The sequence below is a fragment of the Massilia luteola genome, from assembly GCF_034420155.1.
In the GTDB taxonomy this organism is placed as follows: domain Bacteria; phylum Pseudomonadota; class Gammaproteobacteria; order Burkholderiales; family Burkholderiaceae_D; genus Telluria; species Telluria luteola.
Map to the genome: position 1 here is coordinate 122347 of NZ_JAXOFN010000005.1, position 15732 is coordinate 138078.

The 15732-nt window shown below is 64.0% G+C and carries 11 protein-coding genes; 3 read left to right on the forward strand and 8 right to left on the reverse strand.

Annotated elements, in window-relative coordinates; translation table 11 throughout:
* Window positions 1-60: 60 nt before the first annotated feature.
* Both U9J41_RS08415 and ubiE read right to left on the reverse strand, forming a co-directional pair.
* Window positions 61-1002: a Tim44 domain-containing protein gene (locus U9J41_RS08415; protein ID WP_322401767.1), complete on the reverse strand. Its 942-nt coding sequence runs from the start codon at window positions 1000-1002 to the stop codon at window positions 61-63.
* Window positions 1003-1011: 9 nt separating this feature from the next.
* Window positions 1012-1746 carry a bifunctional demethylmenaquinone methyltransferase/2-methoxy-6-polyprenyl-1,4-benzoquinol methylase UbiE gene (gene ubiE, locus U9J41_RS08420; RefSeq protein ID WP_322401768.1) on the reverse strand — a complete coding sequence of 245 codons (735 nt, stop codon included), beginning with the start codon at window positions 1744-1746 and terminating at the stop codon, window positions 1012-1014.
* A gap of 277 nt (window positions 1747-2023) precedes the next feature.
* Here ubiE and U9J41_RS08425 point away from each other — a divergent pair, with 277 nt between their 5' ends.
* Window positions 2024-2227 carry a cold-shock protein gene (locus U9J41_RS08425; protein WP_056448893.1) on the forward strand — a complete coding sequence of 68 codons (204 nt, stop codon included), beginning with the start codon at window positions 2024-2026 and terminating at the stop codon, window positions 2225-2227.
* An 85-nt stretch (window positions 2228-2312) separates the two neighbouring features.
* Here U9J41_RS08425 and U9J41_RS08430 read toward each other — a convergent pair whose 3' ends face one another.
* The 6 genes from U9J41_RS08430 to U9J41_RS08455 form a co-directional block, all read right to left on the reverse strand.
* Window positions 2313-2738: a gamma-butyrobetaine hydroxylase family protein gene (locus U9J41_RS08430; RefSeq protein ID WP_322401769.1), complete on the reverse strand. Its 426-nt coding sequence runs from the start codon at window positions 2736-2738 to the stop codon at window positions 2313-2315.
* Window positions 2739-2858: 120 nt separating this feature from the next.
* Window positions 2859-3299: an HIT family protein gene (locus U9J41_RS08435; protein ID WP_322401770.1), complete on the reverse strand. Its 441-nt coding sequence runs from the start codon at window positions 3297-3299 to the stop codon at window positions 2859-2861.
* Window positions 3296-7303 carry an FAD/FMN-binding oxidoreductase gene (locus U9J41_RS08440; RefSeq protein ID WP_322401771.1) on the reverse strand — a complete coding sequence of 1336 codons (4008 nt, stop codon included), beginning with the start codon at window positions 7301-7303 and terminating at the stop codon, window positions 3296-3298. The genes U9J41_RS08435 and U9J41_RS08440 overlap by 4 nt, the downstream gene beginning before the upstream one ends.
* A gap of 258 nt (window positions 7304-7561) precedes the next feature.
* Window positions 7562-9055, reverse strand: a complete 1494-nt coding sequence (locus U9J41_RS08445; protein WP_322401772.1) for an RICIN domain-containing protein — start codon at window positions 9053-9055, stop codon at window positions 7562-7564.
* Window positions 9056-9135: 80 nt separating this feature from the next.
* Complete coding sequence (locus U9J41_RS08450; RefSeq protein ID WP_322401773.1) at window positions 9136-11874, reverse strand: TonB-dependent receptor; 2739 nt, start codon at window positions 11872-11874, stop codon at window positions 9136-9138.
* A 298-nt stretch (window positions 11875-12172) separates the two neighbouring features.
* A complete protein-coding gene (locus U9J41_RS08455) occupies window positions 12173-13120 on the reverse strand; it encodes an ArsR/SmtB family transcription factor (RefSeq protein ID WP_322401774.1) in 948 nt (315 codons plus the stop codon).
* A gap of 215 nt (window positions 13121-13335) precedes the next feature.
* Here U9J41_RS08455 and U9J41_RS08460 point away from each other — a divergent pair, with 215 nt between their 5' ends.
* Together U9J41_RS08460 and U9J41_RS08465 are read left to right on the forward strand one after the other, a co-directional pair.
* Window positions 13336-14580, forward strand: coding sequence for a sialidase family protein (locus U9J41_RS08460; protein ID WP_322401775.1), 1245 nt, complete (start codon window positions 13336-13338; stop codon window positions 14578-14580).
* Window positions 14581-14617: 37 nt separating this feature from the next.
* On the forward strand, window positions 14618-15718 hold the full coding sequence (locus U9J41_RS08465) for a glycoside hydrolase 5 family protein (protein ID WP_322401776.1): 1101 nt from the start codon (window positions 14618-14620) through the stop codon (window positions 15716-15718).
* Window positions 15719-15732: the final 14 nt, after the last annotated feature.

Here is a 15732-nt window from a genome sequence, read left to right on the forward strand (position 1 = left end):
CGATCTTACCAGTTCACCAGAGCATAAAACCCGGAGCACAAGCTTTTTATTGCGAAGTGTTCAAGTAATTTGCTGGATGCCCGCCAGCACCCAGCCGCCATTGCCGTTCAGCGGCTTGGACAGGTTCCACACCTCGACGAACGGTTCCGGCTGCGCGCCCGGCGCATTGCGGATCATGCCGTTGAACTGCACGCTGGCCAGGTAATCGCGCTCGTTCGTCTCGATGCCGAGCAGCTGGGAATCGATGGTGACGACTTCCGTAAAGTCGGGCTGGCCGCCCCGCTCCTGGATCTGCAGCGACAGTTCGGCATACACCTCGGGCGACGTGAACTCGCGCAGGTCGGCGACGTCGCCGCGGTCCCAGGCGGCCTGCATGCGGATGAACGATGCCTTGGCGTGGCGCAGGAAGGCCTCCGTGTCGAACCCGGCCGGCACGCCCCACTGCTGGTGCGCGGGCGCGGCCTTGTCGAGGGACGGCGCGTTCGAGAAGCCGGACTGGAAGCCGCCGGCGTTGCCCTGGTAGGCACTGTTCAGGCCCGAGCCGATTTCCGGCGTGGCCGAAGCCGGCAAGGGATTCTGGTTAAAGCCGGTAAACGTCGGGTTGGCCGGCGTGTCCTTGCGGCGGAACATGCGCACGATGAACATCACGGCGAACACGAGCAGCAGAATCATCAGCACCGACGACAGGGCGCTCGCCATGGCGCCGCCGATGCCGAAGTGCGAGAACAGCGCGCCCAGTCCGAGGCCCAGCAAAGCACCGCCCAGCACGCCTTTCCACATGCTCGGCCGCTTCACCGACAGCGCGGGCGGCACGGCGGGCGCGGGGGCCGCGCGCTGGTACGACGGCTGCTGGTAAGGCGTGGGCGCCGGCGCCGGGGTGCGCATGCGGCTCACGGACTGCGACTGGCGGCCGAACGACCGGCTGCCGCCGAGCGGGCGCGCGTCGGCGATGCTGGACAGCGCCATCAGCGCGATCAACATGCTGGCCAAGAACTTTTTCATCTGCTCACCTCAGAGTTTGATGCCGGTGTGCAGTGCGGCCACACCGGCCGTCAGGTTGTAGTACTGCACGCGGTCCAGGCCCGCCGTTTCCATCATCGACTTCAGCGTGTCCTGGTCCGGATGCATGCGGATCGATTCCGCCAGATAACGGTAGCTTTCCGCGTCGCCGGCGATGCGCTGGCCCAGCCACGGCAGCACGGAGAACGAATACACGTCGTACGGCTTTTGCAGCGGCGCCGCGACTTTCGAGAATTCCAGCACGAGCAGCTTGCCGCCCGGCTTGAGCACGCGGCGCATTTCCGCCAGCGCCAGATCCTTGTGCGTCATGTTGCGCAGGCCAAAGGCCACGCTGACGCGGTCGAAATAATTGTCGGGGAACGGCAGTTTTTCCGCGTCACACAGCAAGGTGGGGGTGACGAGACCCTTGTTCAATAGACGATCGCGGCCCACGCGCAGCATCGACTCGTTGATGTCGGTCAGCCAGACCTCGCCGCTCGGCCCCGCCTGCTTGGCGAACGCCTTCGACAGGTCGCCCGTGCCGCCCGCGATGTCGAGCACCTTGAAGCCTGGACGGATGCCGGCCTGGGCGATGGTGAACGCCTTCCATACGCGGTGCAGGCCGGCGGACATCAGGTCGTTCATCACGTCGTATTTCGACGCGACCGAGTGGAATACCTTGGCTACTTCGTGAACCTTCTCGTCTTCCGAGACGGTCTTGTAGCCGAAATGGGTGGTGTTGGTCATGGTAGCAAGCCGTTTAGTCTTGCCACATTATACAAGCCGGGTGCTGTGCTCAGCTTAAAGGTGTCTTACCCCCGAAGCGTACCTGTGCAATCGTTGTCATGCGTGCACCTGTCGTCTTTGCCACACGAGATAGCAATCGTGCATCACAACTGTTAAAACTCTGCTTATAATGATTTTCGCTTGCGCACAGTTCGGAACAGGGATGCCTTATCGCTTAACCATGTGTCGCCAGCAAAAACACATTATTTTTCAAAAAAATTTCTTGAGAGAGAGAAACATGGCGACTGGCACCGTGAAATGGTTCAACGACGCAAAAGGCTTTGGCTTCATCAAACCTGACGATGGTGGCGACGATCTGTTCGCCCACTTCTCGGCCATCAATTCGGCCGGCTTCAAATCGCTGGCGGAAAACCAGCGCGTCAGCTTCGACGTCACGTCGGGCCCGAAAGGCAAGCAGGCAGCAAACATCCAGCCGCAATAATCCCTACCGGGACACAGACCGGATAGCGCCGGCCCACCAGGCCGGCAAGAAAAAAGCGCCGTGTGTCAAACCGGCGCTTTTTTCGTTAGTGGCTGCACCCACCGCTCCCGCAACCGCCACCCTTCTGCCCGCCCACCGGCACGGCGCTCGCTTCGCGGCCGCTGTCGCCTTCATACCCCGCCGCATGCAGGCGATCCAGGTAATCCTGCCACAACCGGTCGTGCTCGTTACCCAGCTTGTACAGGTAATCCCACGTGTAGATCCCGGACTCGTGGCCGTCCGTGAACAGCGGCTTGACGCCGTAGTTGCCGACCGGCTCGGCGCCGCGGATGCCGACGTCGCGCTTGCCGACCTGCAGCACTTCCTGGCCAGGGCCGTGGCCCTTCACTTCGGCCGACGGCGAGTACACGCGCAGTAGTTCGAACGGGATGGCGAAGGCGGCGCCGTCGTCGAAGGCGATTTCCAGGACCTTCGATTGCTGGCGGATGGTGAGGCTGGTGGGAGTGGGCATGATGTGTCTTGATGAGTGGCGTTGCCGGATACCGTCGTTGCCGCGAAGGCGGGAACCCGTTTGCAAGCGTTTCGGTGGCTGATGCAGAACTGGGGTCCCCGCCTGCGCGGGGACGACGTTTCAGGAAGACGCTATTTTAGCGAACCTGCGCTTGATCGCCTCCGCCAGCTGCGGCACGAGCGCGCGGCGCGCCCGCAGCACCGCATCCGGCGTCGCGCGCACGGCCTGCGCCCACACGGGTGCCGGAAAATGCGCGTCGTCGGCGTAGCGCGGGATCACGTGCCAGTGCAGGTGCGGCACGACGTTGCCGAGGCTCGCCACGTTGACCTTCAGCGGCTGCATCACCTCGCGCACCGCCAGTTCGAGCTTGTACACCGCATCGTTCAGCAGCAGGCGATCGGCGTCCGCCAGGTCGCTCACCTCGCGCACGTGGTCCTTCCAGATCACGCGCGCGAAGCCGGGGTAGTTGGCGTCGTCGACGAGGATGACGGCGAACCTGTCGTTGTCGACCACGGTGGGCGCCGACAACGCGCACAGCTCGCAGCCGGCCACACGCGTCATACGAGCACCCGCTCGATGCCGCCGTTGTTGGCGTTGGCGACGTAGTTCGGCATCCAGTTCTCGCCCAGCAGGTGGCGCGCCATCTCGACGACGATGTAGTCGGCCGTGGTGCCCGAATCGTCGTTGTAGCGCGACAGGCCCTGCAGGCAGGACGGGCAGCTCGTCAGGATCTTGACGTCGCCCGTGAACCCGTCGGCGCGCAGCTTGTCCGCGCCCTTCACCATTTCCTGCTCCTTGCGGAAGCGGACCTGGGTCGAGATGTCCGGCCGGCTGACGGCGAACGTGCCCGACTCGCCGCAGCAACGGTCGTTCTTTTCGATCGCGACGTTGTCGACGGTCTGCACGAGCGCGTTCACGGTCTTCATCGAATCGCCCAGCTTCATCGGCGTGTGGCACGGATCGTGGTACATGTAGCGCGTACCGGTCACGCCTTCGAGCTTGACGCCCTTCTCCAGCAGGTACTCGTGGATGTCCATGATGCGGCAGCCCGGGAAGATCTTGTCGAACTCGTAGGTCGCCAGCTGGTCGTAGCACGTGCCGCACGAGACGAGGACCGTCTTGATGTCGAGGTAGTTCAGCGTGTTGGCCATGCGGTGGAACAGCACGCGGTTATCCGTCATCATCTTGTCGGCCTTGTCGTACTGGCCGGCGCCGCGCTGCGGATAGCCGCAGCACAGGTAACCCGGCGGCAGCACGGTCTGCACGCCCACTTCCCACAGCATCGCCTGCGTGGCCAGGCCCACCTGCGAGAACAGGCGCTCGGAGCCGCAGCCGGGGAAGTAGAACACGGCTTCCGTATCGGCGTTCGTGACCTTCGGGTTGCGGATGATCGGGATGACCTTGTCGTCCTCGATGTCCAGCAGCGCGCGCGCCGTTTTCTTGGGCAGGTTGCCCGGCATCTTCTTGTTGACGAAGTGGATCACCTGCTCGCGGATCGGCGCCTTGCCCGTGGTCGGGGGCGGTGCCTTGGTCTGCTCTTTCGCGACCGCCTTCAGCACGCTCGCGCCCAGGCGCTGCGCCTTGTAGCCCCAGTCGATCATCCCCTTGCGCATCGCGTTGATCGTCGTCGGATCGGTCGCGTTCAGGAAGAACATGCCCGCGCGCTGCGCCGGCTTGAAGCTGCGCTTGTCCATCTTGCGCAGCAGGTTACGCATGTTCATCGAGACGTCGCCGAAGTCGATGTCCACCGGGCACGGCGTCACGCACTTGTGGCACACGGTGCAGTGGTCGGACACGTCCTCGAATTCTTCCCAGTGGCGGATCGACACGCCGCGGCGCGTCTGCTCCTCGTACAGGAATGCTTCGATCAGCGCGGACGTCGCCAGGATCTTGTCGCGCGGCGAATACAGCAGGTTCGCCTGCGGCACGTGCGTGGCGCATACCGGCTTGCACTTCCCGCAGCGCAGGCAGTCCTTGACGCTGTTGGCGATCTCGCCGATGTCGCTCTGCTGCATGATCAGCGATTCGTGGCCCATCAGGCCGAACGACGGCGTGTACGCGTTGCGCAGGTCGGCGTAGGAGGTCTCGCTGTTGAGCAGCTTGCCCTTGTTGAAGCGGCCTTCCGGATCGACGCGCTGTTTATAGTCGCGGAAATCGCGGATCTCGTCCTCGGTGAGGAATTCCAGCTTCGTGATACCGATACCGTGCTCGCCCGAGATCACGCCGTCCAGCGAACGCGCCAGCTTCATGATGCGCTCGACGGCCTTGTGCGCATCCTGCAGCATCGCGTAGTCGTCCGAGTTCACGGGCAGGTTCGTGTGCACGTTGCCGTCGCCCGCGTGCATGTGCAGCGCGACGAATACGCGCGAACGCAGCACGCGCTTGTGGATCGCGGTCGCCTCGGCCAGGATCGGCTCGTAGGCCGCGCCGTTGAAGATCTGGCGCAGCGGCGCGCGGATCTCGTGCTTCCACGAGACGCGCACGGTGTGGTCCTGTACGACGTCGAACAGCGTGGCGCCAGGCTGCTGCGCGAGACGTGCCTGGAACGTGCCGCTCGAGCCTTCGAGCCCGACGCCGGCCAGTTGATCGAGCACGGCGTCCAGCGGCTGGTCGAGGTTGGCCATGATCCAGGTCCAGCGCGCGGACACGCGAGCCAGCAGATCGTCGCCCTGCTGCGGGCGGTCGCCGAGGATTTCTTCCTTCGACACGCCTTCGCCGGTCGCATCGTCGGCCTTCGTCGTTTCCAGGTTCCCGGACGCGAAATAGGCGTGCAATTCCTCGACGAGCTGCAGCTTGTTCTTGATCGACAGCTCGACGTTGATGCGCTCGATGCCGTCCGTGTATTCGCCCATCCGGTTCAGCGGGATGACGACGTCTTCGTTGATCTTAAACGCGTTGGTGTGGCGCGCGATGGCCGCGGTGCGCGAGCGGTCGAGCCAGAATTTCTTGCGCGCTTCCGGGCTCACGGCGATGAAACCTTCGCCCACGCGCGTGTTCGCGAGACGCACGACTTCGGACGTGGCCAGCGCGACGGCGTTCTCGTCGTCGCCGACGATGTCGCCGAACAGCGCCATCTTCGGCAGGGTGCCGCGCTTCGATTTCGTCGCATAGCCGACGGCGCGCAGGTAGCGTTCGTCCAGGTGCTCCAGGCCCGCGAGGCGCAGGCTGGCGAATTCCGGCTTGCCGTTCTTCGGCAGGCCGTCCAGGTAATCCTTGATCTCGACGATCGACGGGATCGCATCGCGCGCCTGGCCGAAGAATTCCAGCGCGACGGTGCGCGTGTACTTCGGCATCTTGTGCAGGATCCAGCGGCCGGACGTGATCAGGCCATCCGTGCCCTCTTTCTGGATGCCCGGCAGGCCCGCGAGGAATTTGTCGGTGACGTCCTTGCCGAGGCCCTCCTTGCGGAAGCGGCGGCCTTCGATGGCGAGCGTCTCGGTGCGGAACGGCTCGCCTTTCGGCGCGCCCTTTTCCGACGGGTGCGTCCATTCGAGCTTGAACGTGGCGACCGGGGCGTCGTGGATCTTGCCCAGGTTGTGGTCGACGCGCGTGACCTCGAGCCAGTCGCCGTTCGGGTCGACCATGCGCCACGACGCCAGGTTGTCGAGCGCCGTGCCCCACAGGACGGCCTTCTTGCCGCCCGCGTTCATCGCGATGTTCCCGCCGATGCAGGAGGCGTGCGCGGAGGTCGGGTCGACGGCGAACACGAAGCCGGCCTTCTCGGCCGCCTGCGATACGCGCTGCGTAACGACGCCGGCGCCCGTGTAGATGGTCGCGTAGTCGCGGTCGACGCCCGGCAGGCGGGTCATCTCGACCTCGCTCATGCCGATCAGCTTTTCCGTGTTGATCACGGCCGACAGCGGCGACAGCGGAATCGCGCCGCCCGTATAGCCGGTGCCGCCGCCGCGCGGGATGATGGTCAGCCCGAGTTCGATGCAGCCCTTCACGAGGCCCGCCATTTCGTCTTCCGAATCCGGCACGAGGACGAGGAACGGGTATTCGACGCGCCAGTCGGTGGCGTCCGTCACGTGCGACGTGCGATGCATGCCGTCGAAGCGGATGTTGCGCTTGTCGGTGTAGCGGCCCAGCACGGACTTGGCGCGCTTGCGCAGGTCGTAGGTCTCGGCGAACTCGCGGCCGAAGTCGTCGACGGCCTTGCGGGCGGCGACGAGCAGCTGTTCGACGGCATCGCTGCGACGCGCGGCCGTGGCGGGATCGGCCTCGCTGCCATCCACCGTCAGGCGGCGCTTGTCGACTTCCGCCAGCCGGTGGTGCAGCGCTTCGATCAGCTTGGCGCGGCGCTTGGGGTTGTCCAGCAGGTCGTCCTGCAGGTACGGATTGCGGCGCACGACCCAGATGTCGCCCAGGACTTCATACAGCATGCGCGCCGAGCGCCCGGTCTGGCGGGCGCCGCGCAATTCGTCCAGCAATTGCCACGATGACTCGCCCAGCAGACGGATCACGATCTCGCGATCGGAGAACGACGTGTAGTTATAGGGGATTTCGCGCAGACGGGTCGGCGCGTTGTCTTCGAGCAGGGCGTGGATATTGGCAGGAGCGTTCATGGGGAGATCGACTGTCTTACTGACGCGTAGGACTCTCTATTCTAGCTTATTGCGATGCACCACGCTGGGGAAGGAATGATTTTTGCAACGGCCGAAAAGCAGAAACCAACAGAAAAGTGCCATTGCGCTCGAATTTGTTTTGGAAAAACGAGGTTTTTCCACCTAAAGCACGGCACCCCGCGTGGAGAGGCGTCTTATCCACGCCGGCCAGCCCGTCGATCCTACCGCCCGGGCCGGCCCGATATAACCGGTGCAAGGTCAGGGCGACGGTTGCAGCTTCCAGCGCTGGCAATCGCCACCGAGCCACTGCCATTGCTGGACATTACCGCCCGGGGCGGTGGAACAGGCATCGACATCCAGCACCAGGCCGCTGTTCTTCGACACCAGACGGAAGTAACCGCCGCCGACCGGCTCCGGGTGCCATGCCTGGCAAGGGGCGCCATTCGGCGTCCACTGCTGGACGTTGCCGCCATTGGCCGTCGAACAGGCATTCACGTCCAGCGCCAGGCCGCTGTTCACGGAAGTCAGCAGGTAATCGCCGTTACCCTGGTTTTGCACATTCCAGCGCTGGCAATTGGCGCCGTTCGGCGTCCATTGCTGGACGTTGGCGCCGGCGAGGGTCGAACAGGCGTTGACGTCCAGCGCCAACCCGCTGTTCTTCGAAATCAGCGTATAGATGCCGCTGGCGACCGGATTATCCATCGGCCCGACGGCAAACTTGATCGAGCAGCCGACGTTGACCAGTTCATACAATTGCACGCCATTCGCGGACGGCAGCAATTGCGTGGTATAGCCATTGCAGACGTCACTGCCGCCGTTGGTCGCGGCCGCCTGCGGGGTCGCGCCTTCGGTCCATAATCCGGTGCCGTTATTGGTGTTGTACATGAAGGTCTGGCCATTGCCGGCGGCAATGCCGTTGTCGGCATTGCGGCGCAGGACCATGCCGGTCACCAGCAGACGGCCATTGGCGCTGCCATCGTTGTACCAGCGCACGGTCGGCGTTTGCGTGAAGTGATTGCCGGAGGTGGATTCGATGCGTGTGCCCAGATTCGACGGCACGCCCCAGTTCACGCCGTCGGAAGACGTGCGGATGAAGGCGTCGCAATTCGACCCGCCGCAGACCTCGTACGTCATCACATAGCTGCCGTTCGGCAGACGCGCCACCAGCGGCATGCCGGGCCGTTGCACATTGCCGTCGCTGACGCCGACGACGATGGTGTCGCTGCTCCAGGTGACGCCGCCATCGTTGGAAATACGCTCGGCGATCAGCTGGTTGTAGCCGCTACCCTTGTATTCTTCGCTGGAGTAATACATGACCAATCGCCCGGCGCTGTCGGTCGCGAATTCCGCCTCCCACACGCCGGTGCCGCCCGTCACCGGCGTGGACAGCAGGCTCCAGGTATGGCCCCGGTCGGTGCTGCGATAGATCTTGATGGCGTGGACGCTGCCGTTGGTGGTGGACGTGGTCCACAGCAGCGCGCCTTGCGGCGTTTCGTACAGGCCGCTGCAGCAGTGGCCGGGCTCGCCGAGATTGATGGTGGCGATCTGGGTCCAGCTGGCGCCATTGTCGGCACTGTCCCAGATGGTGCTCTGCGTATTCCCGTAATCGAAGCTGGCGATCAAATGCGCATTCGAGTTCAACCTCAACATGCGCGGATAGAACGACGTCTGATTTCCCAGCGTGACGGCGGCACTGGCGCCACTCAGCCAGCACAGCATCGCCAACAGCACTGCATAGAAACGGATCTGCATGGTATATCCTTTCGTATGTGCCGAAAAAAAGGCGGGGGCAAGCCCCCGCCAAATACTCCAAAAGGAGCAAGGAGCCGGTATTACAGCTTGAAGCGCAGGCCAAGCGAATAGACGGCCGGGTCGTAACGGATATCGCGCGGGAACTGTTCGTAGCCGCTGTAGCTTTCATAGGCGGCGTGGCTCAGGTTCCAGGCATTGAATTGCAGGGACAGCTGAGGATTGATCTCGTAGCCGACCGACAGATCGACCTGGTTACGCGCACGCACCACATTGGTCGGCGGCAGCTGGATGCCGCCGTTGTTCAGCGATTCGACATACCGGTCGCGACGGGTGAACGCCAGCCGGCCGCTGAAGCCGAACTTCTCGTAGATCAGCGCCAGGTTGGCGTTCCGTTTGGCGACGTTGGTCAGCGGCGTGACAGTATAGTCGCTGCCGTTCCGGGTATTGGCGGTTTCGGTGCTGCCTCTGATCCACGTGTAGTTGGCTTGCACACCGAGGCCGGCCAGCGCGCCCGGCAGGAAGTCCATGAACTTCTGCGCCGACAGTTCATAGCCGTGCAGCTTGCCCTTGCCGGCATTCTGCGGACGCGTCACCGTGTAATCCAGGCCGTCGATGTTTTCCACCTGCGAGAACGGCTGCAGATAGCCATCGATGCGGCGATCGAAGTAGGCCAGCGATGCGTAGCCGTTGTTGTCGAAGTAGCGCTCGAGGGTCAGGTCGAAGGACTTCGATTCCACCGGCTTCAGATCCGGATTGCCGGCGCTGCCGTAGCCGGGGCGGTTGATCGACGGCGGCGTCAGCGACAGCGCGGGATTCAGCGACGCGAAATCCGGACGCGTGACCGTCTTGCCCCAGCCGACGTGCGACATCCAGTCGGCATTCCAGTCGATCTTCGCGCCGATGCTGGGCAGGACGTCGGTATGCGAACTGCTCGAGTTGATCGTGCTGATGGTGTTGCCGATGCGGTTGTTGCCGGTCAGGTCGCGGTCCAGGCGGCTCACGCGCACGCCGCCCACGCCAGAGACGCTCACCGAGCCCACATCGAACGCATAGTTGGCCATGCCGTAGACGCTGTAGTTCTTCTCGGTCTGCTTGAACAGGCGGTTCGGGTCGTCCGGCAGGCGTCCCGCCGGCAAGCCGTAGTACTGGCGCACCTGGTCGCGGTTATCCAGCAGGAAGTTGGTCGACGGCGTCGCGAAGGCGCCGCCCAGCCGTTCCACGCCCGGCACGACATCGTCGAACGACGAGCCGAACACGCCGACCGGTACCGGACGCACACCACCCGGCGTATCGGCGCCGCCTTCCGCGCCGTGGTATTCGGCATCGCGCGACGACAAGCGGAACCCGGCCGACAGCTTTTCGATCAAGCCCGGCGCCAGGCGGTAGCTGACGTCGTTGCGCCACTGCGTCTGCCGGCCGCTGCTCTCGCTCCACGACTGGAAGAAGCCGCGCAGCACATACTGCGACGGATCGCTCAAGGCGTTCGGGTGGCCGGGCGTGGAGCCGGAAAAGCCGCCGTGGCCGTCGCCGTCCAGGCCGATCACGTGCAGCGTGGCGAACGGCACGCTCTGGTCGATGATGATGCGGTCGTCGACGGCCTTCGAATAGGTGAGCGCCAGGTCGGTCGTCGCCTGCCACGGGCCGTTCTTGTACTTGGCGCCGATGCTGCCGTACATGGTGTCGGTTTTCTGCTGGTGCGCCTGGGTGCTGCTGGCGGTGTAGGGCGCGACGCCGTCCGCGTCCGGCAGCACGTCGGCGGACGCGATCGGGCACACGTGGCCGCGGCTGGTGTTGCAGTAAGGGCCGTCCGGCACCAGCACCACATTGGTCGCCTTGTTGCCGTCACGCGCCACGGCGAACAGATAGTCTTCGGCGCTGCGGCCGCGGTATCCCATGTAGATCGCCTGGCTGTCCACTTCCAGCTTGTCGCTCGGACGCCATTGCAGCGCGCCGTGCAGCTGCTCGCGCTCGCGCTTCCCGGAGTTGTACACGCCGCCGGGGAAAGGCATGACGGCGGTCGTCGTGGCCCCGCCCTTGGCCTGTTCGGCCGCCAGGTTCGGATTACCCGGATCGTTGCGATACGCGCTGCCGTCGGGACGCACCTGCCACGAGGCGCCGCCCGGTTCCGCGAACCACTGCACCGGATTGACGAAGCGGTCCTTGACGTAGGTGCCGTCCAACAGCACGCCGACGTCGCCATGCGCGGTCTTCCAGCGATTCGAAACCAGGCCGCCAAGCTGCGGGTCGGTATGCGAATCGGCACCACTGCCGCGCGGATGCAGATTCACGCCGTCGACGAAGCCGGAGGCGGTGAATCCCTTCAGGTCCAGCGGCTTACGCAGGCGCACATCCATCACGCCGGCAATGCCGCCTTCCTGCTGGTTCGCGGTGGCGGACTTGTACATGTCCAGGCCGGCCACGCCTTCGATCCGCAGGTCCTGGTACGACAGGCGCCGGCCGTCGCCGGTAAAGATTTCGTTGCCGTTGATGGTGGTGGCCAGGTCGGGCAGGCCGCGGATCAACACGTCGGTGACCTCGCCGGCATTGCGGCTCACCTGCACGCCCGGAATGCGCTGCAGCGCTTCGCCGACGGAGCGGTCCGGAAATTTTCCGATGTCTTCGGCATTGATCGAGTCGACCACCTGGTCGGCGGTGCGTTTGATGTCTTCCGCTTTGCGTACGCTCTGGCGGATGCCGGACACCACCACCGTGTTGGTATCGTTAATGGCATCGGCGGGCTGCTGTTGCGCCCAGGCCGGTGCGCCGGTCAATACGCCCAGCAAGGCCGCGGCGACCGGCGTCCTCTTGAACTGTTGCATGTGATGTCTCCACTATTGAACGAAGCTTCCGTGCCGGTCCGGTATGCCCTGGCGAGCTACAGATACCGGATGCCGTCAGTGCTGGCACGATGCGTCATCGCTTTAATTCTTGTTTGTTATGGGCGGGCACTACAACAAATTTATTTGCGATAGTGCCCCAGCAGCGATGCAATAGTGAATGTATTTCTTATTTATTTCAACAATATTTGCGATAAATATTGAAATTTTATGAACATCGGGTAAGTGCGCGTCAATTCGACGCTAAGCAACAACAAAACTTGTTGGAAAAGGGCCGCCCTCAGCCGATTTTCCTGGAAACCGGCACCGGCACGCCGCTCGGGAACTCGAAGCCGAGCTTCATGACGATGTCTTGCGGGTAGTTGCCGAACTTGCGGCCGAACAGGTTGAGGCCGCCCTTGTTGCGCGCGTCTTCCTTGACGCCGATGCGCACGCGGATGTGATTGGCCTGCCCCAGCTTCAGGTCGCCGATGGTCGTCCCGCCCAGCGAGACGCCGTCGATCATGGCACCGCGCTCGTTGACGCTCCATTGTTTCAGCATGCCATAGGTCGTGCCCTCGACCTGCCACCACGACGGCGTCAGCAGGGCCGGCTTGCCGCCGAAGTCGCCGGGCGAAGTCCACGTGCCGACTTCCACCTCGTTGATCCACAGCGTAATGTCGGACGGCCAGTCGGGATTGTAGTTGGGCGCCTCCGAACACAGTTCCATGGACAGCGACAGCTCGGTGGTCACCGCGCCGTACGGCACATTGTTCGGGAAGGCATATTCCACATGGCCCGCGCCGAACCACAGCAACTGCGCGTGGACGTGTTCCGGCTCGAAGAAGGAGCGCGGATCGTCCAGCATGCCGATGATCTTGCTCTCGCTGACCAGGCCACAGGTCGGACTGGCTTCGACGCTGCGATAGCTGCCGATCGGCATACTGATGGTGACGGTATTCTGCTCCGCCTCCACCGCCGCGCCGGGCAGGCGGATGCGCACTTCATCGTAGCGCTTGGAGCACAGTTTCTGGATGCCGCGCGTGCCCGGCTCGGTTTCCACCACCACGAGGCCCACCGCCTCCAGCTGGTTGACGTTGAAGCTGACGGTGGAATGCGGCAGGCCCATGGTCGCGGCCAGCTCCGACAGGTTCAGCACCTTGTGCGTCAACAGGCCCAGCATCGCTTGCCGCGTTTCCGACGCCAGTGCTTTTACCAGCGGCAGTACCGCATCGCCTTCTACCAGCAAAGACCGATTCCCAGCATCCATGTTGCGCCCTATTCCTCTGAATATATCTGTGAGTTCACCACGTCGGGTGAGGATGGCATGCATGATACCGCGTGGCGAAAATGCCAGTAACGCAAATTTATAACAATTATTCTTGTAAGTAATGATGTATATTGCGAGAATAAACCAACGAAAATACTTGTGAATTAATAGCTCAACAACAACAGGAGACCAGCATGATCAACAAGACCGGCATGTTTGCCATTGCCACGCTGTGCGTGGGACTGTTCCTCAGCGGTTGCGGTGGCAGCGGCGCGATCGCGGCCGCGCCGGGCGCAGTGGCCGCCGCCACGCCACCCGCCGCCGGCACGTCGAACCAGGGCGCGCTGCTGGCCGACACGTTCGCGACCTACCCGCGCCTGATCCGCCAGAGCCATCACCAGACCGCGGCGTTGAACGGCCGCCTGGTGGCCAGCGTCACCAGCAGGAACGCCGACCAGCCGGTGGCCGGCATTTATGCCAGCAGCGACGACGGCGCCAGTTTCACCCGCATCGGCACGGTCGCCGATCCCGATTTCAAGAACGGCCATTGCTGCGGCACCTTGTACGAACTGCCGGTCAAGATCGGCGCGCTGCCGGCCGGCACCTTGCTGTACGCGGCATCCGTCGGCCAGGAACGCGAGGCGCCGATGGAAAACCGCATTTACCAGAGTGCCGACGGCGGCGTGACCTGGAACTACCTGTCCCTGTGCGGCACGGGGCGCATTCCCAAGAATCCGAAAGCACCGTCCGGCATCTGGGAGCCGGAATTCGCCATCGCCAAATCGGGTGAACTGGTGTGCTACTACTCGGACGAGACGCTGGCGGGCCACTCCCAGATCCTGGCGGAAGTCACCAGCCTCGATGGCGTCAACTGGAGCGCGCCGCGCACGATCGTCGCCGGCGACGATCCCAAATCCCGTCCCGGCATGGCCATCGTGCGCCAGCTGCCGAACGGCGCTTATCTGCTGACCTTCGAGAACTGCTACCTCGGGACGCTGGACTGCGCACTGCGCGCCAAGCGGTCCAGCGATGGCCTCGACTGGGGCCCCGCCAACGATCCGGGCTTCCGCCTGGAGACCGCCAGCGGCCAGTTCTTCCGCCACGCGCCGACCTTCGCCTGGGCCCCGGTCACGGGCCAGCCCAACGGCATGCTGATCGCGATCGGCCAGATCCTCGTCGACAAGAACGGCATCCCGGATGCCGGCGGCAACGGCAAGGTCATGTTCACCAACACCACCGCCGACGGCAGCGGCCCGTGGAAGCTGGCGCCGGCGCCGCTGGCCATCGCTTCTCCGCCGCTGACGACCAACTGGTGCCAGAACTATTCCAGCCCGCTGCTGCCGTCGACCGACGGCAAGCGCCTGGCCATGCTGCAGTCCGACGGCGGTGCCGACCAGAGCTGCCGCACCCGCTTCGGCACCGCCGCGCTGACGCCCTGACGACGTCAACCCCTCCAATCCTGATTTCAGAAAGAACATGATGACCACTGCACCCGCCACGCCCGCCGTTCCACAAGTCCCGCTGTGGAGCCCGCAGCGCGCGCATGCCTGGTTCGCGGCGCAGCCGCGCATCCTCGGTGCCAACTTCGTTCCCGCCAGCGCGGTCAACCAGCTGGAAATGTGGCAGGCCGACACCTTCGATACGGAGCGCATCGACCTCGAACTGGGCTGGGCCGCCAGCCTGGGCATGAACACCATGCGCGTGTTCCTGCACGACCTGCTGTGGGCGCACGACGCCGAAGGTTTCAAGCAGCGCATCGACGTCTACCTGGGCATCGCCGCGCGCCACGGCATCCGCACGATGCTGGTGCTGTTCGACTCGTGCTGGGATCCGCGTCCCGAGCTGGGGCCGCAGCGCTGGCCCGAACCGGGCGTCCACAATTCCTGCTGGGTGCAGAGCCCCGGCGCGGCCCAGCTGGCCGATCCGTCCAGCTACCCGGCGCTGCGCGCTTACGTCGAAGATATCGTCACCACCTTCGGCAACGACGACCGCGTGTGGTGCTGGGACCTGTGGAACGAGCCGGACAACCAGGGCGGCGGCCTGGGGTACTACCTGCCGTTCGAAGCCAAGGAAAAGATCTCGCTGGTGGCGAAGTTGCTGCCGCAGGTATTCGGCTGGGCCCAGGGCTGCGCGCCGAAGCAGCCGCTGACCAGCGGCGTCTGGTTCGGCGATGACTGGTCGCCAGCGTCCACGGTACTCAACGACGTGCAGAAAGCGCAGCTGGCGCTATCGGACGTGTTAACCTTCCACGATTACAGCGGTCCGGAAAAATTCCTGGCCCGCGTCCACCAGTTGCAGGGCTACGGCCGCCCGCTGATCTGCACCGAATACATGGCACGCGGCATGGGGTCCACCTTCAGTTCCGCCCTGGAGATCGCGCGCACGGAACACATCGGCATGATCAACTGGGGCTTCGTGGCGGGCCGCAGCCAGACCAACATGCCGTGGGACTCGTGGAAGACACCCTACGCGGACACGCCGCCGCCCGTCTGGTTCCACGACGTGCTGCATGCCGACGGCACGCCCTATTGCACAGAGGAGGTCGAACTGCTGCGGCAGTACGGCAAAACAGAATGAAGATGGAACATGAA

Excerpts from the sequence above, each read along its gene's own strand:
- U9J41_RS08440 (WP_322401771.1), bottom strand. The coding sequence starts at position 7,303 with ATGAACGCTCCTGCCAATATCCACGCCCTGCTCGAAGACAACGCGCCG.
- U9J41_RS08435 (WP_322401770.1), bottom strand. The coding sequence starts at position 3,299 with ATGACGCGTGTGGCCGGCTGCGAGCTGTGCGCGTTGTCGGCGCCCACC.
- U9J41_RS08415 (WP_322401767.1), bottom strand. The coding sequence starts at position 1,002 with ATGAAAAAGTTCTTGGCCAGCATGTTGATCGCGCTGATGGCGCTGTCC.
- U9J41_RS08430 (WP_322401769.1), bottom strand. The coding sequence starts at position 2,738 with ATGCCCACTCCCACCAGCCTCACCATCCGCCAGCAATCGAAGGTCCTG.
- U9J41_RS08450 (WP_322401773.1), bottom strand. The coding sequence starts at position 11,874 with ATGCAACAGTTCAAGAGGACGCCGGTCGCCGCGGCCTTGCTGGGCGTA.
- ubiE (WP_322401768.1), bottom strand. The coding sequence starts at position 1,746 with ATGACCAACACCACCCATTTCGGCTACAAGACCGTCTCGGAAGACGAG.
- U9J41_RS08460 (WP_322401775.1), top strand. The coding sequence starts at position 13,336 with ATGATCAACAAGACCGGCATGTTTGCCATTGCCACGCTGTGCGTGGGA.
- U9J41_RS08465 (WP_322401776.1), top strand. The coding sequence starts at position 14,618 with ATGATGACCACTGCACCCGCCACGCCCGCCGTTCCACAAGTCCCGCTG.
- U9J41_RS08445 (WP_322401772.1), bottom strand. The coding sequence starts at position 9,055 with ATGCAGATCCGTTTCTATGCAGTGCTGTTGGCGATGCTGTGCTGGCTG.
- U9J41_RS08425 (WP_056448893.1), top strand. The coding sequence starts at position 2,024 with ATGGCGACTGGCACCGTGAAATGGTTCAACGACGCAAAAGGCTTTGGC.